This is a genomic window from Chryseobacterium sp. CP-77 (assembly GCF_036362765.1).
Taxonomy (GTDB): Bacteria; Bacteroidota; Bacteroidia; order Flavobacteriales; family Weeksellaceae; genus Chryseobacterium; species Chryseobacterium cupriresistens.
This window is the reverse complement of sequence record NZ_CP143637.1, coordinates 3,917,744-3,941,255: the sequence shown is the minus strand read 5'-3', so window position 1 is coordinate 3,941,255 and position 23,512 is coordinate 3,917,744. Positions and strand designations below refer to the sequence as shown.

General features: G+C 39.1%; 18 protein-coding genes and 1 riboswitch. All 18 genes read right to left on the bottom strand.

The annotated features are described in order from the left end of the window. Positions 1 to 56 precede the first annotated feature (56 nt). On the bottom strand, positions 57 to 2,315 hold the full coding sequence (locus V0410_RS17515) for a DUF5074 domain-containing protein (RefSeq protein WP_330745075.1): 2,259 nt from the start codon (positions 2,313 to 2,315) through the stop codon (positions 57 to 59). 28 nt (positions 2,316 to 2,343) lie between these two features. Continuing rightward, on the bottom strand, positions 2,344 to 3,537 hold the full coding sequence (locus tag V0410_RS17510; RefSeq protein ID WP_330745074.1) for a cell surface protein: 1,194 nt from the start codon (positions 3,535 to 3,537) through the stop codon (positions 2,344 to 2,346). A gap of 13 nt (positions 3,538 to 3,550) precedes the next feature. Further along, positions 3,551 to 4,684: a YncE family protein gene (locus V0410_RS17505; protein WP_330745073.1), complete on the bottom strand. Its 1,134-nt coding sequence runs from the start codon at positions 4,682 to 4,684 to the stop codon at positions 3,551 to 3,553. Next, the gene (locus V0410_RS17500; RefSeq protein ID WP_330745072.1) at positions 4,681 to 6,714 is read right to left on the bottom strand and encodes a TonB-dependent receptor plug domain-containing protein; all 2,034 of its coding nucleotides are present in this window, start codon (positions 6,712 to 6,714) and stop codon (positions 4,681 to 4,683) included. The genes V0410_RS17505 and V0410_RS17500 overlap by 4 nt, the downstream gene beginning before the upstream one ends. 109 nt (positions 6,715 to 6,823) lie before the next feature. Continuing rightward, positions 6,824 to 7,009: riboswitch (cobalamin riboswitch) on the bottom strand. Positions 7,010 to 7,101: 92 nt separating this feature from the next. After that, positions 7,102 to 8,049 carry a transporter gene (locus V0410_RS17495; protein WP_330745071.1) on the bottom strand — a complete coding sequence of 316 codons (948 nt, stop codon included), beginning with the start codon at positions 8,047 to 8,049 and terminating at the stop codon, positions 7,102 to 7,104. Positions 8,050 to 8,061: 12 nt separating this feature from the next. Continuing rightward, positions 8,062 to 9,111 (bottom strand): cytochrome-c peroxidase, encoded by a 1,050-nt coding sequence (locus V0410_RS17490; RefSeq protein ID WP_330745070.1) that lies wholly within the window; start codon positions 9,109 to 9,111, stop codon positions 8,062 to 8,064. Then, positions 9,104 to 9,934, bottom strand: a complete 831-nt coding sequence (locus V0410_RS17485; RefSeq protein ID WP_330745069.1) for an MbnP family protein — start codon at positions 9,932 to 9,934, stop codon at positions 9,104 to 9,106. Before V0410_RS17485 ends, V0410_RS17490 begins: the two co-directional genes overlap by 8 nt. A 183-nt stretch (positions 9,935 to 10,117) precedes the next feature. Continuing rightward, the gene (locus tag V0410_RS17480) at positions 10,118 to 10,486 is read right to left on the bottom strand and encodes a hypothetical protein (RefSeq protein WP_330745068.1); all 369 of its coding nucleotides are present in this window, start codon (positions 10,484 to 10,486) and stop codon (positions 10,118 to 10,120) included. Positions 10,487 to 10,490: 4 nt separating this feature from the next. Next, on the bottom strand, positions 10,491 to 11,165 hold the full coding sequence (locus V0410_RS17475; protein ID WP_330745067.1) for a superoxide dismutase: 675 nt from the start codon (positions 11,163 to 11,165) through the stop codon (positions 10,491 to 10,493). 190 nt (positions 11,166 to 11,355) lie between these two features. After that, complete coding sequence (locus V0410_RS17470) at positions 11,356 to 12,033, bottom strand: SCO family protein (RefSeq protein WP_330745066.1); 678 nt, start codon at positions 12,031 to 12,033, stop codon at positions 11,356 to 11,358. Continuing rightward, positions 12,020 to 12,295, bottom strand: coding sequence for a YHS domain-containing protein (locus V0410_RS17465; protein WP_330745065.1), 276 nt, complete (start codon positions 12,293 to 12,295; stop codon positions 12,020 to 12,022). Before V0410_RS17465 ends, V0410_RS17470 begins: the two co-directional genes overlap by 14 nt. Before the next feature lie 204 nt (positions 12,296 to 12,499). Beyond that, positions 12,500 to 12,862 carry a hypothetical protein gene (locus V0410_RS17460; RefSeq protein ID WP_330745064.1) on the bottom strand — a complete coding sequence of 121 codons (363 nt, stop codon included), beginning with the start codon at positions 12,860 to 12,862 and terminating at the stop codon, positions 12,500 to 12,502. A 552-nt stretch (positions 12,863 to 13,414) separates the two neighbouring features. Continuing rightward, complete coding sequence (locus V0410_RS17455) at positions 13,415 to 15,397, bottom strand: heavy metal translocating P-type ATPase (protein ID WP_330745063.1); 1,983 nt, start codon at positions 15,395 to 15,397, stop codon at positions 13,415 to 13,417. Positions 15,398 to 15,442: 45 nt separating this feature from the next. Next, positions 15,443 to 15,862 (bottom strand): Fur family transcriptional regulator, encoded by a 420-nt coding sequence (locus V0410_RS17450; protein ID WP_330745062.1) that lies wholly within the window; start codon positions 15,860 to 15,862, stop codon positions 15,443 to 15,445. 17 nt (positions 15,863 to 15,879) lie between these two features. Further along, positions 15,880 to 16,776, bottom strand: a complete 897-nt coding sequence (locus V0410_RS17445; RefSeq protein ID WP_330745061.1) for a cation diffusion facilitator family transporter — start codon at positions 16,774 to 16,776, stop codon at positions 15,880 to 15,882. Positions 16,777 to 16,792: 16 nt separating this feature from the next. Continuing rightward, the gene (locus tag V0410_RS17440) at positions 16,793 to 17,674 is read right to left on the bottom strand and encodes a bestrophin family protein (RefSeq protein WP_330745060.1); all 882 of its coding nucleotides are present in this window, start codon (positions 17,672 to 17,674) and stop codon (positions 16,793 to 16,795) included. A 133-nt stretch (positions 17,675 to 17,807) separates the two neighbouring features. Beyond that, complete coding sequence (locus V0410_RS17435) at positions 17,808 to 19,037, bottom strand: efflux RND transporter periplasmic adaptor subunit (RefSeq protein ID WP_330745059.1); 1,230 nt, start codon at positions 19,035 to 19,037, stop codon at positions 17,808 to 17,810. A 1-nt stretch (position 19,038) separates the two neighbouring features. Beyond that, positions 19,039 to 23,400, bottom strand: coding sequence for a CusA/CzcA family heavy metal efflux RND transporter (locus tag V0410_RS17430; RefSeq protein WP_330745058.1), 4,362 nt, complete (start codon positions 23,398 to 23,400; stop codon positions 19,039 to 19,041). Positions 23,401 to 23,512 lie beyond the last annotated feature (112 nt).

Sequence of the window (23,512 nt, the reverse complement as noted above, 5' to 3'; positions counted from 1 at the left end):
CCTGACCAAAATTGATCAGGGGTTAAAATAACAAGATTACTATCTGCAATATAGTATTAGTTTTTGATTAATTTCTGCTGATATACCGCTTTATCGGTTACAGCTTTTACAATATAAATACCCTTTGGAAGTGTACTTACATTAATCTGACCATTGCTCAGCTGTACATTGATTACTCTGCCTGAAGCATCGTAAAGAGAAACATTCTGAATTTTCTCCTGAGTTTTAATCGTAAGAATATCAGTTACCGGATTCGGATAAATGCTGAATTCCAGTTTCTTCACCTCAGCAGTTGCTAATGTTGATGCAGTACTGTTTACTGTAAGTGTTTTTTCAACTAATTTACCGTTTGAGTTAAAGCTGATCACAATATCAGACGTGCCTGAAACAAGTGGTGTCAGAACCAGCTCATCATTATTGTTAATCACCGCAGAAACCGTGGCAGGGTTGCTGTTTGATTTGATAGATTTCACAACAGATACCGTCATATTGTCTGCATCAGAAACTATTGATTTCAGATCAATTGTCGTTGTGTTTCCTGCAGTAACCTGTGAAGGGAAAACATTACTTACAACAGGAACTGAGTTATTGGTAAATACCGTCAGTGAAGGGAACCAATAGTAGTCGTTCAGAGTTTTTGTATTGATAAGGGCTCCGGTCATATCATAGGTATGAATCCAGTTTTTCTGGTAGTGTGCTCCATATCCGCTTTCTGTGGTATTCAGAACCAACTCTCCGGTAACAGGGTTTACACGAAGAGCCGCTCCGTACGGAATTTGTTTAAACTGACCTGTTTGTCCTGGAATTGCAGCAAAGTTTTCGTTAAATGTTTTCGTTGTAACATCAAATCTCACAATCTGTGTTCCTGAGCTCCAGCTGCTTATTGAATTGATCCAGTATAAAGCATTTTCTTTGTTACTTGCTGTGAATCTTCCGGCATTCCATGCTCCCCAGTCTCCGATATACTTTGTAGTTGGGATATTGTAGATCTGTGTTGCAAAAGTGGTAGGATTAATGCTGATCAGCTTCTGATCCTGAATTCCCCATACACTTCCGTCTTTAGCCTGAACCACAGAGTAGAAGCCTCCTGCAATAGTACTCACTATCGTATCGGTATCAGGATTAATCACTAAAATTCCTACTCCCTGTTTTACGGCAAAAACATATTGTGAAGTACGGATCATATTTCCGATCTGCCCGTTTCCACCTGTTCCGGTAATTAAATTACCAACCTGTAAATTATCAATATTGAAAAGAACAATACCGGTGGAAGTACCAATATATCCTTTATGTTCATTAACACCTACAAATGATCTTCCGTCACCGCCTCCGATGTTATTAAAACCAGCAATTTTCTGCATAGTCTGTGCATTGGCTACAACCAATCTTCCTCCCGGAGTATATTGAGTATCTCCCCCATCAGCAGCCTGCTTTGATACGAAGTAAAATTTATCACCATAGATTGTTCCGTACTGTGTCGTTGCCCCGAAAGCCTGATTATTATTGGCATTACTGTACACACGGTAATTGATCTGGCCGTTATTATCAATGAAGTTTACAGAACCGTTGGTATGACCAAACCATTCTTCGTTCACCATAAAATATCCGTTGGTATAGTTTGTAGAAGCTACATAGGGAGAAACCGGAGTCATGGTAGAAGAAACAGGTGTTTCATTAAATCCTACATTGAAATTCCATACATCCCAGGAACCATTTTGTAATGTCCGTGAGGAAGCTCCAACACTGGAATATCCGAAATCTGCATCCGTCGGATTCTTTACCCAGTACGCCCAATATCCGTTCACGGTCCAACCTGACTGCCAATGATCGTTCGCAGCATCTATAATGGTGTAGCTGTCGAAATCATAAGCTGTCGTATTGACAAAACCATTGACCGGATATAACGGATAAGTGGTATTTCCGCTTTTGATCAGGGCATTGGTCCCCTGGCCGTTCAGATCAAATCCAATCCCTCCGACTGCTGATCCAAATTGTGTTCCCTGATAAAGCAACGTATATAATCTGTGGTCTGCTTTAGCAATAGCTTTCAGCATGTCTTCTCCGGTAGCACTTCCGTTCCATTTGAATCCCCAAACCATCGCATCAGGATTTTTACCGTCGTTCCACTGTACTACAAAAGCAGCCTGATTGGTTCCCGACCCTACCCAATACTGAATATCAGAAAAACTGATGGCAGTGGTATTAAGATTACTGATCCCTGAAATATCATTTCTGGGCACACCCTGTACTTTTATCTGTGCATTGGATACGCATGCAAACAGAAAAAGCATCATAAAAAGATAAAACTTTTTCATTTTTTATTAATTTAAATAGATTGTATTATTATTTGAAATGCAGATCGTAAGCTCCTGCTACTTCTGTAGAAACTTCACCAAGCCAGCCGGCTTCCTGATTGACTCCTGTATATATTTTCATAAAGTCTACGCCCGGAAGTTTTACATATTTTCCACTTCTGTCTACCGCCCATGAAATATCAATATTGGAAGCTTCATCATTATTCGGAGCATTATCTGCATATCCGAACTCATATGATTTTCCTACCCAATAGGATCCGTCACCGTTCTGATCATAAAAATTATTGGCGAGTCTTGTTCCCGAAAATCCGTAAGAACTCTCAGTATACCATAAAGGATAATAGCTTTGTACGTGAAATGTATTTTTTGTTTTAAACCCCTGATTTCCGAGGTTATCACTCCACTTGATATATTCCACATCGGTCTGCCAGAATTCAGTTCCGGCTACAGGTGTTTTATTTTCGTCAGGCTTAAAATAAGTTATGCTGTAATCTTTTACGGTAGCATTTTTGAAATACTCGCTGCCTGCAATTTCATACCATTCATCATTATCCGGCTTTCCGTTTTTATTTCTGTCGTAGGCCACCATAATAATTCCCGGTTCACAGGATCCTGAACGTTGATCCGCGGCATCATTTCCAAAGAATGCATTTCCGAGTATTTTAAAATCACGTCCATTTAAATTCGGAATGGTATGATCAAAACCGAACACTACATATCCTCCATATCCTCCCAGACTAATCATGGTTGAATTACCTCCCACCAAAGATTCATTGGCTTTCTGAAGCATATTCGCGGCAGTATTCCCTGGTAAATATTCCGGGATTTCATTCATAAACTGTCCTACGGCAGGGCGGAACTCCAATACTTTGGAAATATATTTACTGTATGGCGTCTTTTCTTTGGTAACGATTATTTTAGAATGAAAAACCTGCTCGTTTCCTTTATTCCTGATCTTTAAAGTCAGAGGATAAGCATCTGCATTCACACTGATAAATTCAAGTTCTGAGTTTTGGGAAATAATAGAATCGTTGATACTCCAAGTAACCGATCCTGATGCATTGGTAGGAATACTCAAAACCTTTAAACGCTCAATGGTATAGGAATCATCAAGGCCGTTAAAGGTAAATTCGTCTTCATCATCATGTTTACAGGCAATCGCTCCTAAAAGGAAAAAGGATAAAAGCCCGGTTTTTAAATAAGTAAAGGTATTTCTGTTCATGTCTTAAGGTTGGTTATTTGTATAAAAAAGCGAAGTGGGCAGGGATATTTCCGCCTTCCGTTTTCCATTTAAAGTGTCCGTTTTTATCAAAGCAATACACAAATCCCATGGATACATAATTTCTGGCATCTGTCATGTAGATATCTTCTGTGATTGGGTTTACGGCAATGCCGTAAGGGGTTTTAATAGCATCTTCATATTCTTTGTCAAAAATTCTGTTGGCGATGATCTGTTCTGTTTTTACATCAATGATTCCAAATGTCTTTTTATAGCTGTGGGTATTGTAATTGAATTCATTTCCATAGAAATAGAGTTTATCATTCACGATTGTCATTTCACTCACGGAGAGATGGAAATCTTTCTTGACCGTTCCTGTAGCTGCATCTATTAAATACAAACTGGAAGGAACATTATAATAATCTCCTCTTGAGGTTACATAGAGATCTCCGTAATTATCTTTTTTAATGTGATGAAGATTGATGGCAACATTTATTTTTTTAAGTTCTGTAAAAGTATTCAGGTCGATGACGGAGACTGTATTATCATAATCTGGAGCCTTATATCCTCCGGAATTGGCTACAAATAAGGTATTTCCCACAATTTCCATTTCTTCGGGCTGATATCCTACCACTACTTCACGCTGGATGGAAAGAGAAGTGGTATCAATTTCCACGACTTTCCCTTTCGGTGCTTTCGGATTAATCGCAACAGGTCCGGCGTAGCTGCTGGCATAAGCTTTTCCGTTTTTGAAAGCAAGGTACCGGCAGTTTTGTAATGGAATAGAAGTAATACGTTTGGCCGTTTTGGCATCAAGAACTTCAATTTTATTGGAAACATTGACTACGATATAAAGTTTGCTTCCGTACACTTTGATATCATTTCCTACATCTCCCAACTCCTTTACCACATTGGGATTGATTTCTGCGTAAATATTCCGGTAATAGGTTCCCTTGGTGTAATCAAAAAAATCAAGGGTACATTTATTACTTCCCATGTTTCCTTCATTCAGCATGTAAAAGCCTTTTATTGCTGTGTTTTCTGAAGGAAGTCCTTCCACCACTTCCTGACGGACAATAATATCATCCGTACGGCATGACGTAAGAAAAGCTAAGACAAGAAATAAAAAATAAAAGTTTAGTTTTCTCATAGGGTGAAGTTTAGAATAAGTTTAAAATTTCTTCCGGGCATCGGATAATTGAGGACCACATCATAGTATTGATTGAAAATATTATTCATCTCAAGGCTTACTTTAAACTGATGATTCGCCCAGTTGAATTTTTTCTGAACAGAGAGATCGTGAGTATACCAGGGCTGTACATAATTGTATTGAATATTGTCCTGATTCACATCATATCTTTCTCCTACATACATCGCACTGTAATTGAAACTCCAGTCTTTATAATCCGCCATCAGACTGAAAGATCCACTGTGCCATGGTGTATAAGGAATCTGATTGCGGTAAAAAGTATCTTCAGGATCACTCATGTCTCTTGCACTTTGATAAGTGTAGGACAGCAACGGTCTAAGAGTAACTTTTCCCAATTGAAGTTCTGTCTGCACATTCACATCTGCACCAATGATTTCAACCATTCCCAGGTTCATCATCAGCCAGCGGAACATGCTTCCGTTAGGGGCCGCTACAATTTTATCCTGTACTTTGTTGTAGTAACCATCTACTTTAGCATAAAAGGTCTTAAAGAGACGGTTGGTATAATTCTTCTGATAGGTAAATCCTACATCATACTGATGGGTAAATTCAGGTTTCAGGTAAGTATTTCCGATATTGGTATAATACAGATCATTAAAGGTTGGAAGTCTGAAAATTCTTTTATAGAAAGCCCTTAGAGTAAGCTCTGGAATTTTTTCCGGCTGATAGCTCATAAAAACAGCAGGCGTCCACTCTCTGGCATCTCCCGGTCTTTTGTTTTTTCTTACTTCTTCAAAAGTAAAAGTTCCTAAAAGGCTTCCCAAAATTTTGAATCTGTTCCACTGATAGGTCGTTGCCAATGCTACCAAGGTAGTGTAACGGGTAGGATAAGAAAAATTATCCAGATTGGCATCCAGATTATTGTACTGAAAATCTCCACTCAGACTGACATCCCAATTGGGAGTGATTGAGTAAATATTGGATGAGGAAAGATAAAGCTCCTGCTGGATATAAGTATTATCAGTATAAATAATAGACTGCGAACGAACCGTATCCATAAAATGGGTATAATCGTAGGCAAATTTTGCTTTCAGCTGTGTTTCAAATTTCGGGAACAGTTTTTTTCTCAGATTGGCCTGTACGAAATAATTTTCATCTGAAAGTCTGGCTCCTCTTCCACCAAAACGGCCATTCACAATGGGAGCCGGCATTCCACGATCTGAAATATAACCATACCCTCTGATATTCCAGCTTCCGTTATTTAAAGTTCCGTTGAGAGAAGTTTCAAACCGTTTTGCTTTGATATCTGAGTCCTGTCTTTTAGCGATGGTATCGTACGCCTGCTGCCCATCAGGATATTTCTTCGCGTACCGGAACCTGTAAATTCCGTCACTCTGCATAAATTCTCCGCTGAAGCTGGCAGAAACTCTGTCTGATATCTTCTGTTCCAATCGGAATGAAGGATTAAAGAGATCAATAGATGCACTTTTTGCCCTTATCACCAAATTGGTTTTTCTATTTCCTTTAAATACGGGTGTTTTAGGCTGTAAATAAATAGATCCTGAAGAACCGAAGTCTTTTGCAGGTTGAAAAATCTCACTTTTCTGTCCGTTGTACAATGATATTTCTTCCAGATCGTCTAAAGAATATCGTCCAAGATCCACCAGCCCGTTTTGGGCATTTCCTAATTGAATTCCATCATAAAACACACCTACATGCTGGCTTCCCATACTTCGGATGTTGATGGTTTTCAAACCACCCAATCCTCCATAATCTTTAATCTGAACTCCTGAAAAATACCGCAACGCATCTGCGACAGAATGACTGTTAAGCCTCTCCAGCTGCTCACCCTGCAGGATTTGTGCAGGAATAATTTCTTTAAAATTCTTTTTGTAAAGATTGATCCCTTTAATCGTCTCTTCCTGAAGACTATCTTTTTTCTTGGTTTGGGAAAACAAAAGTTGAGATGTGATCACCAATATTGTGAAAACAGCTTTTTGAATTGCAGAAGTAGTTAGTTTTGCCGCCATTAGCTCATTTAGGGTAATGAAGACGCTAATGGGTATAAGAATACAACGACAAAGCACAGCTGTCACTGCACACAATCATTGATGTCCTAAGCTTTATTCCACGAAAGCGTCAAACGATTATTGTCTGGCAGGTCTTCTGACTTACTCCATTTTTGAAATCCTTCCCATTAAAAAAACAGTGGATATATTCTTCAAAAACTTTGGTGCGGAGCTTACAGCAGCGGGTCTGTTCCGGATTTTCACCGGATTCCCTTTTAAGAGCTTTTTACGGCTCACCAAATTCCGGCAAAGATAAATAATTATTCCTAATCCCCAACTAAAATCATGATTTATAAACAATTAAAGCTCCCGAAGGAGCTTTAACATGATTTCAACAAGGGTTTCCTTTTAAATTCCAATATTCAGAAAAATACTGAATCTTGATTGAGCTTCAATATCTCCTCCCGCCAGGCGCGTGTACATGGGAAGCATGACTTCACTTCCCAGGCTCAGCTTTTTATAAGAGGCTTCAAAACCTAATTTTCCATACAAGGCACTTCCTGCAGTGTTCGGCAATGCTTCATCAAACTGTTTATTCTGAGCATAAACTTCTCCCTGAACTCCAGTTTTTACAGAGAATATAGATTTTTCATTTCCTGCAACCTGATAAAAACCTGTTGCTGCATAATTCCATTGGTTTCCAAAACGGTAATTTTTCCTGTTCTCTGTTTTAATGGTGTAATCTGTATTCACCAGTACGGCTACTTTATTTTTCTGAAACTTATAATTCAAAGCCGCCTGATAATCCCAGCTGCCAGTTCCCAGCTGAAAGCTTGGGTTGACACCGGATGCCCCTTTTTCATCAAACTTCCCGAGAGGAATTTTCACACCCAAACCTCCGCTCAGATGATGGAAATTATCTTTAGAGCTCATCAGCTGGTAAATTCCCATCAGGTTTAAATCTCCTATTCCATTGATTCTGATATCTCCCTGCATGGTTTTCTTTTCATGAAAATGGAATGGAAGGCTCGCATAAACACTCAGTTTTTTAGTCAGTGGAACTTTCCCCCAAAGTTGCAGCGTATTGAAATACTGATCCTGGGTAAGATCTTTTACAAATAAGTTCTCTTTCGCTTTATAATGCTGCGCAAAGTATTTGATCCCGATAAACTGCGGATTCAGTAAAGATTCAAAACCGGAAGATCCGTTTCCTGCTGCACAACCACAGGCATCACAATCATCATCAAAATCGAATCTGCTAAAGGTTTCGGGAGCAATATACGCACTGTCTCTAATCGTTTTCGCCTGATACTGATTAAACAGGATCAAACTTACTATCACTATAATCTTCTTCATGTTTTTTATAAATTATTCTGCAAATTTTGGATTGGATATGAAACTTTTATCCGATAATGTTTTCAGGAATGCAATGATGTATTGTTTTTCCTGGCTGTTCATGGCAATTCCTATGTGGCCGTTCTGTTTCAGCTGAGGATCAAGATTGGCATTATCTTCCACCTGATCCGAATAGAAATTAAGTACCGCCTCTAAGGTGTAAAATCTTCCGTCATGCATATAAGGTGCGGTATATTCCACATTTCTTAAACTGGGAACACGGAATTTCATCCAGTCGACCTGGTTAAGAGTAACTCTGTATCGTCCGGCATCTTTGAACTCCGTATTGTAATAGAGTCCTGTATTTCTGAAACTCTCATCGGTAAACAGCTCTCCGCTATGACAGGAAGCACATTTCTGCCCGAATAAAGCCATCCCTTTAGCTTCTGTTGAAGTCAATTGTTCTTTTCCCAGTCTGAATCTGTCATATTTTGAATCTGCAGAAATTAAAGAAGCCATAAACTGCGACAATGCTTTCAGAATTCTTTCTCCTGTAATGGTTTCGTCTCCATAAGCTTCTCTGAACAGTTTTTTATATTTCTGATCATCTTTTATTTTCGAAATAGCTTCCGGTATAGAACTGTCCATTTCATTTACGTCAGTAATCGGGCTGATGGGCTGCTCATTCAGATTGTGAATCACTCCGTCCCACATATATCTTTTCAAAAAAGCCATATTCTGGATGGGGGGTGCATTCCTGATTCCGATTCTGTCGTCTACCCCATGGCTCACCGTATGACCATGATGGGTAAAAGCATTTTCCTGGATATGACAAAAACCGCATGAAATGGTATTATTTCTTGAAAGTCTTCCTTCATAAAACAATTTCCGTCCCAGTTCCACTCCATTTCTGGTCACCGGATTGATGGATTTATCAAAAGTCATTTCCGGAAAATAAGAAGGAAACTGGAGATTATAGGCTTCATCCTTTTCCAGTGGCTGAATCACCTCATCAGAACATGAAATGAAGCTTAAGACCAATACAAGAAGAACGAGTATCGTTTTAATAAAAAAATTAATCATTGTGAACATGGTCTACTTTAAACATTTTTGTAAGATTGTTGGTAACGTCTACCAGGTGCTGGTTGGACCCCATCAGCATATCATTGGATGTGGTAAGAGTCAGTGCCTTATCTCCGCTCAGAAATTGGTTCAGGTCTGCAAGAATGTGAACAGAAGGACGGATTTGACTTGTTACTCTGGCCGTTGTTGGAAGATTCAATGTAATTTCGCGATAAAGATCCGGTGTATTGTTGGCTGCAGTATTTCCCATATTTCCTGTGTGATTCATGAATTCTTTAGAAGGAGAATCTGTACCGTATTTCCCTTCCAGTTTTACAAATACATAACCGGCCGCCCATGACCAGGACATTCCCTTCTGCTTGGCTTTTGTCCAGAATTCAGCCTGCCCGTCCTGTCCCAGTAAATATGCTTTCTGGCTGACACCCAATCCGAATCTTAGTTTTTTGTAATTATTTTTCGGGATACCATCCAGATTAAGATAAACAATTCCGGCTACAGCATCTGCCTGATCTACGATAAAAGCTCCTTTGTCAGGATTATTTTCGTTGTATTTAAATTCGTTTCCGTTTTCATCTATCAATGCGACATTACTGATGACGTATTTCAAAGCAGAAAAGTTATGTTTCTGTCCGTTAGCAGAAGTCTGAACCGTCTGATTTAGAACGATATCTCCCACATTGTTAAATCCGTTTTCAAATTTGATCTGAAGTTTTCCAGGCGTAGTATCCTGTGGGTTGTCATCATCCCTGCTGCTTCCGCAGGCTGTAAAAGAGAATACAGTAAGGGCAATAAAGAATAGTGATAAAAATTGAGAAATTTTCATTGTTGATTTTTTAAGTTGAATTAATTTGAATGGCTGTAACAGCATTGTTTTTTTACCACAAAAGGCACAAAAGTTCTTACACTTAAGTTGATCAAGTGGTAAATTTTATGCACAATAAGAGCACTTAGCTTTTAATTTATCTAAGCTTTTGTGACTTTTGTGGTTAATTAGTGATCGTTTAACTTAAAAAACCGGTGGTTTGAAAATATGGGTAAGAAACAGAAAAGAATAGGCTGTTTCGTAGGTAAAATTGAAATTGAAAAACGAAATTTTTCCAGTAGTGTTGATCTCTGCAGTCTCCGGCAGAATATAGGTATCCAGAACTTTCTGCCCAGAGTTTTTGAGTTTCTGAAAAGGTGAAGATTCTGAATCATTGGCTTTGGCGAGCTCTTTACTCAGGTAACATTTTCCATTACAGTGAACCTCCGGCCTGGTTTTATTGATACAGAGAACTTTAACAATATAATCATAATTTACAGCATACTCTACCACGGGCACTAAAGGTCTTAGCACCATATAGAAGGTAAAAAGTATGCTGTACAATATTTTCATCAGATTATTTCTTGCTTATCGCTTCGTCATATCTTCTGCTGATTTCTTTCCAGTTGGTCACATTCCAGATGGCGGTAAGATAATCTGCTCTTTTATTCTGATATTTTAAATAATAAGCATGCTCCCATACATCAATTCCGAAGATCGGAGTTCCTTTTTCTTCTACAACATCCATCAAAGGATTGTCCTGGTTAGGAGTAGAGGAAACAAACAATTTCCCGTCTTTCCCTACAGAAAGCCAGGCCCATCCTGAACCGAAACGGTCTGCTCCTGCCTTAGACATTTTTTCCTTAAAAGCATCCATACTTCCGAAAGTTTCAGTGATGGCCTTTGCTAATTTTGCTGAAGGCTGGGTATTTTTCTGAGGAGTAAGAACCGTCCAGAACAATTCGTGATTGTAATGTCCTCCTGCGTTATTTCTCACAGCAGCTGGCAGTTTTGAAACATTGGAAAGAATCTGAAACAAAGTTTCTTTTTCCTGTGGAGTTCCTGCAATGGCCTTATTCAAATTGGCGGCATAAGCTGCACCGTGTTTTGAATAATGAATTTCCATTGTTTGGGCATCAATATTCCCTTCCAAAGCATTATAAGCATACGGCAAAGGTGTCTGCTTAAACTGGGCCAGTGCAAACTGAGCCGCAAAAACTGCACTTAAAGCAGCTATTTTCATAATCTTCATAACTTTTTTGTTTATGGTTGAACAATGTTTTCTTGTTAAGCAAGAGGATGGGCGATGGAAGCTGGAAGTAATTAATGTTATAGCCTAACTTTTTCAACTTCTATTTCCTTTTACAGCCATCTCAAAAAACTGCTGGAGCTTCATCGTCTGGAATAACTTCCAGCTTCAGACATCCGGCTTCCCTCCTTCCCTATTTCAATAATTTCTTAATATCCTCAATCAGAATTTCTCTGTCCGGGTGATATTTTCCTGTCAGCATAGGTGTTTTTCCTTCCGGATCTTCATAATTTAGTCCTGAATAATAGAGAATGGGCATGTTCTCTTTGTTGTATCTGCAACGGATATTTCCCTCCTGATCTACCAAAGCAATCATTCCGCTGTGGTTCAGGCTTTCTCCTTCATCTTCTTTGTCACCCACATAGATATTAAACTGATCAGCGAGATTTCCAATATAGGCACGATCTCCGGTCAGGAAATGCCAGTTGGGAGATTTTGCACCAATTCTTTGGGCATGTTCTTTCAAAGCTTCAGGCGTGTCATTTTCCGGATCAATACTGATGGAGATAATGCCGAAGTTGGGATCATTAATCTGGTTTTGGATTGCCTTCATATTGGTATTCATCACCGGGCATATGGTAGGACATTTGCTGAAGAAAAATTCTACGAGATATACCTTTCCCACCATATCTTTATTGGTAACTTTTTTACTGTTCTGATCTGTAAGTTCAAAATCCGGAACTTTCATGACAGTATAAAGATTCTTTTTAAAATATCCCATTCCTACCCCGATTCCCAGAAAAAGCAATGCAAATACCGCAATGGGTATGATCACTTTACTTTTATTTGCGGTCTTTTTATTTTTGGGCATATTTCTCAGGATTTTTTTTGAATTCATCTTTGCAGTACACACTGCAAAAACCGTACGTTTTATTTTTATATACCGCAGTATCTTGAGTAGATCCGGCAGTTTTCATGTGGCAGATAGGGTCTTCTTTATTCACTACCTGTATATTTTCTATTTTCTTTCCGGAGGTATCCATGTGGCTTGCATGCTTTACCTTAGGCGTTTCTTTCGCACACGACAGCAATGATATCGACAGCACAGCAGCCGAAATAATGAGAGATTTCATTGTAATGTTAAATTGAATTAATACTATTAAATAAGTTATGGTACAATGTAAGTCGGAAAAGCACAACATTTCTTAAGAATAACTGATGCATCCTTTATACTTACAACAGTTAATTTTAACTGCAGAATGTTTCTTTAACGGCTTATTAATGAAGATTTTGAAAATCCCCACTTATTAAACTAAAAATATAGTTTAAAATAAAAACTAAACTAACGGAGGATGGAATATCCTTGAAAAGTATTCTGAAGAATGAGAATTAAAGTAGCTTGAGTCCGGAACTTTAATAAGTAATTCTGAGTTCAGCTGTGACGAAAATGAAAGAATATCATGAGAAATAAAAACATCTAATCCCGCAATCTTTATAGTTTGGGAACTATTGGACTGCTTTTCTGTTTTTGCCAGTTCTTTTTCCACATAGCATTTTCCCTTACAGGTGGATTGTGGTACATTCCTTTTCTCACAAAGGTTTTTTACAATATAATCATAGTTCACGGCATAGTTTACCAATGGCAAAACAGGGCGTAATGCAATGGTAAAAATGACGAATATGGAAATAAATAACCTCAACGATTTTTTTTTCTGTTACAAATATACTACTTCAAAACTGTTTTATATTCCATTTATGATGAATGTCATTGGAAAGTTGAGCTGTTACCGTTAAAATTTACAAAACTGTGGCTGTTGCTGCCATCATATTATCCCGAACTTTGAATACAATTTAGTTCTTTATATACAATTTAATCTTGTTAATAAAAACTCTGCTGATATTTTTGGCAGAGTTTTTTATTTTTTTAATGTCTTGTTTTTGTTGGAAACGCAAAGACGCAAGTTTTTTCAATGTTTACTGTTTTTAAGGCGCCAGGATTTTATCTCCGATAAAATTTAATACGGCTAATAATAAGATTGAATAAAGCTGATCATTCAGAAGTAACTTTGCTGAAAATCTTTGATTTTCTTGCGTCCTAAAAAACACTACAATTTTTATCTTCTTTGCACCTTTGCGTTTCTCCAACAAAAAATCTGTTACCTTTTTTAAATTAAAGTTTAAAAACAAAAGCCCTGCTGAAAATTCAGCAGAGCTTTATTCAATATAATTGAGTTGTGTTTATTATTTGCTTTTTAAAATTTCATTCTCTGAATTCTCACCGCATTCAAAATAGCCAGCAATGCAACTCCTACATCAGCAAATACAGCTTCCCACATCGTTGCCAGTCCTCCTGCTCCCAGGATAAGAACAACGGCTTTTACAGCAAAAGCGAGAACAATATTCTGCCAAACGATCTTTTTAGTTTGTTTTCCGATATTGATGGCCATCGGGATTTTACTGGGTTTATCATCCTGAATCACCACATCTGCCGTTTCAATGGTGGCATCACTTCCCAAGCCTCCCATCGCAATTCCTACATCGCTTAAAGCCACTACAGGCGCATCATTCACTCCGTCTCCTACGAAAGCTACAGTCTGGTTTTTAGCTTTGATTTCTTTCACCTTGTTTACTTTGTCTTCAGGCAACAGATCTCCGAATGCATTGTCGATACCCAATTGATCCGCTACATATTTTACAACGGTACTTTTATCACCACTCAGCATCGTAGCCTTTACATTCATTTTATGCAGGTTGTCTACGGTTTCTTTAGCATCTTCTTTGATGCTGTCTGCAATCGTGATATAGCCTGCAAACTTTTTATCATAGGCCACCGCAATTACCGTATATACAATATTGGAGTGGTTAAGATCATAACGAATGTTGAACTTATCCATCAACTTAAAGTTCCCAACCAGAAGTTCTTTTCCGTTAACCGTTGCTTTTAATCCATGACCTGCAATTTCTTCTACATTTTCCAAAGGAATGCTGTGATTGATTTCTCCAACATAATTGTGAATTGCTGTTGCCACCGGATGGGTACTTTTACTTTCGAGAACATTGACCAGCTGAAGGGTTTCTTCTTTGTTAAATTCAGGACTTATGCTTACTTCCTGAACTTTGAATACGCCTTCTGTCATGGTCCCGGTTTTGTCCATTACTACATTCTGAATCTCTGCAATACTGTCTAAGAAATTACTTCCTTTGAACAAGATTCCGTTGCGGCTAGCGGCACCGATTCCTCCGAAATATCCCAACGGAATTGAAATTACCAAAGCACAAGGACAGGAAATCACAAGGAATATCAATGCTCTGTACAGCCAGTCTCTGAACTGGTAATCGTTCACGAAGAAATAGGGCAGTAAACAGATTCCAATGGCAAGAAATACAACGATGGGCGTGTATACTTTCGCAAATTTTCTGATGAATAATTCTGTTGGGGCCTTTTGAGCTGTGGCATTCTGAACCAACTCCAGGATTTTGCTCAGTTTACTGTCTTCATAAGCTGTATTTACTTTTACCAGAGCAATACTGTTCATATTGATCATTCCGGCAAGAACCACTTCGCCTTTATTTTTGGTATCGGGTTTACTTTCTCCCGTTAAAGCTGCGGTATTGAATGAAGCGGAATCTGAAAGCAATTCCCCATCCAGCGCCAGTTTTTCACCGGGTTTCAGCTGGATGACATCTCCAATTTTAGCTTCTTTGGCCTTCATAGTCTTGGGCTGATTATTTTCCATAATCGTTACCTCATCAGGACGCTGATCCAATAATGCTTTTATATTTCCCTTAGCTCTTGTTACCGCCATAGACTGGAATACTTCTCCTACGGCATAAAACAGCATTACTGCTACACCCTCAGGATATTCTCCGATAGCGAAAGCACCAATGGTTGCAATGCTCATCAGAAAGAATTCTGAAAACACATCTCCCTTAATGATACTTTTATAAGCATCTTTCAATACCGGAAATCCTACAGGAATATAAGCTGCCAGGAACCATACTAACCGTACCCAGCCTGTAAACCATGCAGGTTTTATATAGTTATCAAAAGCAATTCCCAATAATAAGATGATAAAGGATATTATGGCAGGAAGAAACATCTGGAAAACCGTCTGATCTCCTGAGTCGTGAGAGTGATCATGCCCATCGTGGTCATGTCCGCCTCCTTCTGCGTGATGATGTTGGTGTCCTTTTGTATCTGGTTTTTCCGGGGTTGTACTACAGCATTTTTCCATAACTGAATATTTTTATACAAATGTAAAGATGAGACTGATGCAATGCTATTGCAAACTTTCAAGACAGTTTTCGCAGATTCCTTTGGCAAAAAGTCTTATTTCGTCAATCCTGAAATTGGTCTGGATATTTTCAGGGAAGGAAATATCTTCTTTGCAGGTAGTCTGTTTGCATATTTTACAGTAGAAATGCAGATGCCAGTCTTTGTGTGTTTTTTCATCACAATCATCTTCGCACAGTTTGTATTTCGTAGTTGTGTTTTCCTGAATGCTGTGAACAATTCCTTTTTCTTCAAAGGTTTTCAATGTTCTGTAGATCGTGATTCGGTCAGCATTTTCAAAATGATTTTCTATTTCAGAAAGGGATAAAGCCGTTTCCTGAGAACTTAAGAAATCATATACCAAAATCCTCATGCTGGTAGGTTTGGTGTTTTTATCAATAAGTTTGTGTTCTATATCTTTTTTCATTGTACGCTTTTAAATGGTTACAGATGGACTTCATTTTCTTCATAGCCTTCTTCTTCGATCTGAAAAGTGGTATGACTGATTTTAAAATCAGCCATCGTTGTATCTGTCAATGTTTTTAATAATTGATTCTGGGAATACCCGTTCTCTTTTACAACGTGTGCGCTCATCGCATTGACACTGGATGTCAGTGACCACACATGCAGATCATGGATACCCTTCACTCCGGGAGTTTTCTCCAAAGATTGACGAAGTGCATGAATATCCACATCTTTAGGGGTTCCTTCCAGCAAAACATTAATAGCTTCTTTCAAAAGTCTCCATGTTCTTGGGAAGATCAGCAGTCCGATTGCTGCTGAAATCAACGGGTCGGCATAATACCAGCCTGTGGTCAGCATAATTACTCCTGCGATCATAACTCCTACAGAAGTAAGCATATCTGAAAGAACTTCAAAGTACGCACCTTTCATATTGAGACTGCCTTCTGAATCTTTTCTTAAAATCACCATTCCGACAATATTAACGATCAATCCGATTCCGGCTACAATCAGCATGGATTTACTTTGTACTTCCGGCGGGTTCTGAAAACGCTGATAGGCTTCAAACAAAACATAGATTGAAATTCCCAGTAAAACCACAGCATTCACTACTGCTGCAAGTATTTCTGTTCTATAATAACCGTATGTTCTGGATGGATCTGCTTTTCTTTCTCCTATTTTAATGGCAATAAATGCCAGCAATAATCCTACCACGTCGGTCAGCATATGGGCTGCATCCGCTAATAGTGCAAGACTATTGGTAATGATTCCTCCTATTACCTCAGCAATGAGATAGGTTCCGCTAAGGCAGAGAACAATCAGGAGATTCTTTTTATGTCTGCTTCCTGCAGAAACGGTTTGTGTTGGTGTGCTTTCCATATTGGGTATGGTTTAATTACATTTCATAATAAGATGTATTCTCTTTTTTGGGTGGAACATTCTGCTCACCAATCATCTGTCTGATATTGATTTCTATGGTCTGCGCCAGAGAAGTCATTGGAGTATCTACAGGACCATTTTCAAACGGATCCTGCATGATGATAGATGTTTTTTCAATAGCAATGAATGTCACCGGAACCAGGAAAGTAATGGCAATTTCTACCAACAGCTGTGAATCATCAAGCCCAAACGGAAGGATGGCCGCAAAAACATAGATCAGAATATGAACTAAAACACTGTAAGACCGTGGGAAAACGGTATTCTTCAGTCTTTCGCATTTTCCCATACTGTCGCAGAGTCTTGTGATGATGTCATTCAGCTGCATTTGCTGGAAATCCGTCAATCCTTTGGATACTGCCATTTCTTTCAGCTGTCTTGAATGTTCATCCAGAATAGCATTGAGAATATTGACAGCTTTGATCTGATGTTGATCCAGATACTGCTGAACTTTTTCAGAAAATGGAAGTTTTCTCAGTGATTCTCCAAGGGCATAGGTCCAGATGATCTGTCTTTCAGCAAACTCTTTTATTGCTTTGTCTTCTCCTGCCGGCATAAACTGAATGATAAGCCTCACAAAAGTTCTGGAATCATTGACAATGGCTCCCCAAACTGTTCTTGCCTCCCACCATCTTTCGTAGGATTGGGAGGTACGGAATGCCAACAGTAATGACACCGCAGTTCCCAGCAATGCGGGAATATTCAAAGGCAGTGAGATCTTACGAAACCATGGTAATTCGTCCAGAAGACCAATAGCGATGGCAAATATTCCGATGAACAGAATTTGGGTTTTTATTTCACGGATGAAATACCAGACTGATATTTTTTTGTTTAGTAACATAATCAGGTCATTTATTAAAAATTCGGTGAGATACTCTTTGCTTTTTTTCTGCCGTTTCTATTCAATAAAAATTCCGTAAACAGCTCTAATATAAGGATAAAAAACGATATTCTACTGGTTCCGGCTGCCTTCATTAATGTTCGTGTTCTCCTGAATTCACCAGTTTGGCATTCACGAAAAATGCTCCTTTCACTACTATTTTTGCATTGTCAGGAATATTTCCAACCGGAGTTATCGCGGTATAGCCCATATCCGACGTTCCTTTCACTACTTCTATTTTCTCAAAGTTTAAGGTTTTCGGATGTGGTTTTCCTTTTTCTTCATGTTCTTCTTCCACTTTTTTATCGGTCTGAATAAACACATAGTATTTTCCATCTGCTTCTACAATGGCTTCTGTAGGTACTGCCGGGGTTGTGCTTTTATCAAGGCTGACAATTCCGGTGATATTCATTCCGTCAATCAGACCGGATTTGTTTCCAATTACTTCACAATGCATAGAGATGGTTTTACTTTCGTTTTCAAAAGAAGATCCTATGCTGTAAATTCTTGCGTCATATTCGGTTTCCGGATTGTTGGTCAGTTTAAAATGAACAATCTGCCCTACTCTCATTTTAGGAAGATCTTTTTCAAACACCTGAAGGTCGAGATGGATAGAACCGTTATCAATCACAGTAGCAACGGGAGAAGAAATATCTACATAACTTCCGATCTGTGCTGTAATACTGCTGATTGTTCCGCTGATGGGCGCTGTGATCACCAAACCGGATTTCATGTTTCCATTGCTTACTTTTCCCGGGCTTATTCCCATCATCTGAAGCTGTTTCAAAAGAGATGCTCTTTTTGTTCTTAAGGTTTTAAGCTCAGCATCAGCACTCTGAAGATTTTTCTTTGCGCCTGCATCATTATCAAAAAGCTCTCTCTGTCTTCTGTATTCCTGTTCTGCATAGGTAATTCGGCTATTGGTAGTCAGATAATCTTCCTGAAGCTGGATATATTCCGGATTGGCAATGGTGGCAATGACCTGCCCCTTTTTCACAATACTTCCTACCTGAATATTGATGGTTTTGATGATTCCTCCATACAGGGAAGTGATGGTTGCTTTATTACTATTGGGAACGCTCAGTAAACCGTTAGCTTTTATCGTGGATGTCAGCTCTTTCATTTCTATAGTTCCCAAAGCAACTCCTACAGATTTCATCTGATCTTCTGTAAGAGAAGCTATGGTTTGAGGTTCCTCGTCATGTCCTTTTTCCGATTGTTCGGTTTTAATATCTGCCTTTTCCGTTGCCTTTTCCTGTTTTCCGCAGCTTATGATGGAAAGAGCCGTGACTGTAAGATATATGATATTGTGTTTTAGTTTCATGTTATTTATTGATGATTGAATTAATAGTAACGACAGATTGGTTCACCTGCTGGATAGATTCCAGGTATTTTAATTGAATATTTGTAGCAGTCTGCAGGGCAAAAAGATATTCTACATAGGAAATTTCCCCCGTTTTATATCCCAGCTGAGCTGCTTTTACAATTTTTTCAGCATTAGGAAGTGCCTGGCCTGTATAGTAATCGTATTGCTGTAAATCCTGCTGATATTGGCTTAAAGCATTTTCCAACTGAGCGGAAAGCTGTTTCTGCTGCATTCTAGCATTGGTTTCTGCAACCTGTTTTTCATATTCAAGTGCCTGAATTCTTGCTTTCGTCGCTCCAAATGTCAATGGAATCGCTACTCCTACTGTTGCCGACTGAAAGCGTTTTCCTGAATTATAAAAATTTTCCTGTCCGTTAATGGTATGCATACCTATCAAAGACTGATTGGTGTATCCCAAACTGAAATCTGGCAGCCCCAGTGATTTTTCAACTTTCTTGTTTTTTTCGGCGATTTCCATTTCCTGGTAAAAAGCTTTCACCGTAGGATTGCTGGCAACTACCGTGCTATCGAGTACATTTTCTGCTTTCAAAGGAATATAGTCTTTATTAAACGGGACTTCAATATCTTCCGAAGTGTTCATAAGAGTTTTTAAATTCTTATAGGCATTATTCAGATAGACTTCATTTTGTCTGAGTAGCAGATCAATTTCCCCTTTCTGGGTTTCTGCAGTACTGATCTCAATTTTCTTGATATCACCTGCTTTGAATCTTACGGTTGCAATTCTGATGAATTCCTCATAATATTGATCCAGGCTGGTCAGCTGGGCCTTGTTATACTGAAGATATTCAATCTGATAATAGTAAGTCCGCACCTGTTTTATCAGTTCATTGACTGTAATCTCCTTATCAATCTGCTTGCTTTTAATATTCTCATTGATTAAATCTTTTCTTGCTTTAAAAAGTGTAGGAAAAGGAATACTCTGTGAGATCGCAAACGATTGGTCAAACTTTGGGCTGTTGTATTGCCCAAGCTGTGCTTCAAAGCTCAATTTCGGAAGTTCTTTTGCAGTTGCCCTCAATGCTTCAGCGGATTTAATGCTTAAGTCTTTTGACTGCAGGGTTAAGTTATTATTCACTGCCTGCTCTACCGCCTGTTCCACAGAAATAGGTCTGGATTGGGCGTTAAAAGTCTGTCCCAGCATCATCAATCCTACAACAAGAACTGCTGTAAACATTCCCGTATTATTATTTTTTCTTTTCAAAATCTTTGTGTTAAAAATGATATACAGCATCGGTAAAACGAATAATGTAAGGAATGTAGCCGTTACCAGCCCCCCAATTACTACTGTCGCCAAAGGTTTCTGTACTTCAGCTCCGGCTCCGGTGGAAATAGCCATTGGCAAAAATCCTAGTGAAGCTACGGTAGCCGTCATCAGTACAGGTCTTAATCTTGTTTTTGTTCCTTCAAAGACTCTCTTCAGAATATCCGCTTCACCTTCTTTTTCTAATTGATTGAATGTTCCGATCAAAACAATTCCGTTCAATACCGCTACTCCAAACAGGGCAATAAACCCGATTCCGGCACTGATACTGAAAGGCATATCTCTTACCAGAAGGGCAAATACACCACCGATCGCACTCATAGGAATGGCTGTAAAGATCAATGCAGCCTGTTTGAATGAACGGAAAGTAAAATACAGAAGCATAAAAATCAGAAGCAATGATACCGGAACAGCGATCATCAAGCGCTTGCTGGCTTCCTGAAGATTTTCAAACTGACCTCCGTAGGTAAAGTAGTACCCGGAAGGAAGTTTCACTTTCTCCAGTTTTGCCTGAATATCTTTCACCACACTTTCCACATCCCTGTCTTTCACATTGAATCCGATCACAATTCTCCGTTTTCCCTGTTCACGGCTGATCTGTGCCGGCCCCAGCTTATAACTTATATTAGCCACCTGTGACAATGGAATCTGAGCTCCGCTGGCGGATGTTATCATCAGATTATTCACATCTGAAATATCTGTTCTGTGAAGACTGTCCAGGCGGACAACCAGATCAAAACGTCTTTCATTTTCAAAAACCTGTCCGGCAGCTTTTCCAGCAAAGGCTGTGCTTACTGCATTGTTGACATCTTCGATATTTAATCCGTAATTAGCGATTCTTGTTCTGTCATATTGAACGTTGATCTGTGGAAGACCGCTCACCCTTTCAATCTGCGGTGCCGTAGCTCCATCTACCGTCTGAATGATTTTACCGACTTTATCCGCATACATCGCTAAAGAATCCAGGTTTTCTCCAAAGATTTTTACCGCCACATCCTGTCTGATCCCGGTCATCAACTCATTGAAACGCATCTGAATAGGCTGGTTTTTCTCAAAAAATACTCCTGGAATGGTTTCCAGTTTTTCACTGATCTCATCCGCGAGTTCGTTGTAGGACTTCTTGGTTTTCCATTCACTTTGCGGTTTTAATACTACGATCATATCGGTTGCTTCAGGAGGCATAGGATCTGTAGGAACCTCAGCAGAACCGGTTTTCCCAACGACCATTTTGACCTCATCAAACTGTTTGATAATTCTTGATGCCTGCATGGAGGTTTCTATACTCTGGCTCAAAGAACTTCCCTGCGGTAAAATACAATGGAAGGCAAAATCTCCCTCCTGCAGCTGCGGGATAAATTCCCCACCCATATTTTTAAAGATAAAAGCAGAGATAAGGAACACTACAGCTGTTGCAGAAACAATGATATACTTTACTTTGATTGCTTTTTGTAATAGGGGCTGATAGATCTTTTGAAGACGGTTCATCATTTTATCGGAGAAAGTTTCTTTGTGGGATACTTTCTTAGATAAAAACAAAGCGCTCATCATCGGAATGTAGGTCAGTGACAGAATCAAGGCTCCCAGAATGGCAAATCCTACTGTTTTGGCCATTGGGGTAAACATTTTTCCTTCTACACCTGCCAGGGTAAGGATCGGAATGTATACAATAAGGATAATGATTTCTCCGAAGGCGGCACTGCTTCTGATTTTTGATGCAGAAAGGAAAACTTCTTCATCCATTTCGGACTGCGTCAAAGCGCGGGCAGATTTTCTTACGCCCAAATGATGTAACGTTGCTTCTACAATGATTACCGCACCATCTACAATCAATCCGAAGTCTATGGCTCCAAGACTCATCAGATTGGCACTCACTCCGAAAACATTCATCATTCCCAATGCAAATAATAAGGAAAGCGGAATGGCCGAAGCCACGATAAGTCCCGCTCTCAGGTTTCCAAGAAAAATCACAAGAACGAAAATAACGATCAGCGCTCCTTCGATGAGGTTTTTCTCAACGGTATTGATCGCTCTGTCTACAAGGTCTGTTCTGTCCAGAAAAGGTTCTATCACCACATCATCGGGAAGAGATTTCTGAATGGTCGGAATTTTTGCTTTGATGTTGCTTACCACTTCATTGCTGTTGGCTCCTTTCAGCATCATCACTACTCCACCTACGGCATCTACTTTCCCGTCATAGGTTAACGCTCCATAACGAACAGCACTTCCCAAACGAACATCAGCAACATCCTTTATAAAGATCGGAACGCTTCCTGTTTCGTTTTTAACAGCGATATTTTTGATATCTTCCAAAGAGGTAACCAAACCAATTCCACGGATGAAATAGGCATTGGGCTTTTTATCAATATAAGCTCCTCCTGTATTCTGATTGTTTTTTTCAAGCGCTGTAAAAATTTCGGTAATGCTTGTTCCCATTGCTTTTAACCGATTGGGATCAATAGCTACTTCATATTGTTTTAATTCACCTCCGAAACTGTTGATCTCCGCAACTCCGGGTGTTCCGTTCAGCTGTCTGCGAACGATCCAGTCCTGCATGGTACGGAGTTCTTTGGCATTGTATTTCTTCTCACTTCCTTTTTTAGGATGGAGAATATACTGATACACTTCTCCAAGACCTGTACTTACAGGAGCCAGCTCGGGAGTTCCTACTCCTTTTGGAATTTCTTCCACGGCATTTTTCAGCTGTTCATTAATGAGCTGTCTAGCAAAATAGACATCTACATTTTCTTTGAACACTACTGTAATCACAGAAAGCCCGAATCTTGAAATACTTCTTGTCTCCTGAATATCAGGAACATTGGCAATGCTCTGTTCAATAGGAAAAGTAACCAACTTTTCCACTTCCTGTCCGGCCAATGTAGGACATACGGTAATGATCTGTACCTGATTGTTGGTAATATCCGGCACAGCATCTATAGGTAATCTGGTGGCGCTCCATGTTCCCCAGATGATCAGCACCAACGTCATCAAACCAATGATCACCTTGTTTTTGATACTGAATTTTATAATTTTATCTAACACGATTTGTATTTAATTTTTATTGAAAAGTGAATGCACACAGTATAAAATACTGCAGCAAAAATATCCTGAAAACCTCTGCAATGGTATTGCAAAGTTTTAAGCACAGGTAAAT

What these genes read in the sequence shown, in the direction of transcription:
- V0410_RS17445 (WP_330745061.1), bottom strand. Translation starts at nt 16,776, where the DNA reads ATGGAAAGCACACCAACACAAACCGTTTCTGCAGGAAGCAGACATAAA.
- V0410_RS17435 (WP_330745059.1), bottom strand. Translation starts at nt 19,037, where the DNA reads ATGAAACTAAAACACAATATCATATATCTTACAGTCACGGCTCTTTCC.
- V0410_RS17500 (WP_330745072.1), bottom strand. Translation starts at nt 6,714, where the DNA reads ATGGCGGCAAAACTAACTACTTCTGCAATTCAAAAAGCTGTTTTCACA.
- V0410_RS17440 (WP_330745060.1), bottom strand. Translation starts at nt 17,674, where the DNA reads ATGTTACTAAACAAAAAAATATCAGTCTGGTATTTCATCCGTGAAATA.
- V0410_RS17515 (WP_330745075.1), bottom strand. Translation starts at nt 2,315, where the DNA reads ATGAAAAAGTTTTATCTTTTTATGATGCTTTTTCTGTTTGCATGCGTA.
- V0410_RS17485 (WP_330745069.1), bottom strand. Translation starts at nt 9,934, where the DNA reads ATGAAAATTTCTCAATTTTTATCACTATTCTTTATTGCCCTTACTGTA.
- V0410_RS17470 (WP_330745066.1), bottom strand. Translation starts at nt 12,033, where the DNA reads ATGCCCAAAAATAAAAAGACCGCAAATAAAAGTAAAGTGATCATACCC.
- V0410_RS17450 (WP_330745062.1), bottom strand. Translation starts at nt 15,862, where the DNA reads ATGAAAAAAGATATAGAACACAAACTTATTGATAAAAACACCAAACCT.
- V0410_RS17475 (WP_330745067.1), bottom strand. Translation starts at nt 11,165, where the DNA reads ATGAAGATTATGAAAATAGCTGCTTTAAGTGCAGTTTTTGCGGCTCAG.
- V0410_RS17480 (WP_330745068.1), bottom strand. Translation starts at nt 10,486, where the DNA reads ATGAAAATATTGTACAGCATACTTTTTACCTTCTATATGGTGCTAAGA.
- V0410_RS17465 (WP_330745065.1), bottom strand. Translation starts at nt 12,295, where the DNA reads ATGAAATCTCTCATTATTTCGGCTGCTGTGCTGTCGATATCATTGCTG.
- V0410_RS17455 (WP_330745063.1), bottom strand. Translation starts at nt 15,397, where the DNA reads ATGGAAAAATGCTGTAGTACAACCCCGGAAAAACCAGATACAAAAGGA.
- V0410_RS17510 (WP_330745074.1), bottom strand. Translation starts at nt 3,537, where the DNA reads ATGAACAGAAATACCTTTACTTATTTAAAAACCGGGCTTTTATCCTTT.
- V0410_RS17490 (WP_330745070.1), bottom strand. Translation starts at nt 9,111, where the DNA reads ATGATTAATTTTTTTATTAAAACGATACTCGTTCTTCTTGTATTGGTC.
- V0410_RS17495 (WP_330745071.1), bottom strand. Translation starts at nt 8,049, where the DNA reads ATGAAGAAGATTATAGTGATAGTAAGTTTGATCCTGTTTAATCAGTAT.
- V0410_RS17505 (WP_330745073.1), bottom strand. Translation starts at nt 4,684, where the DNA reads ATGAGAAAACTAAACTTTTATTTTTTATTTCTTGTCTTAGCTTTTCTT.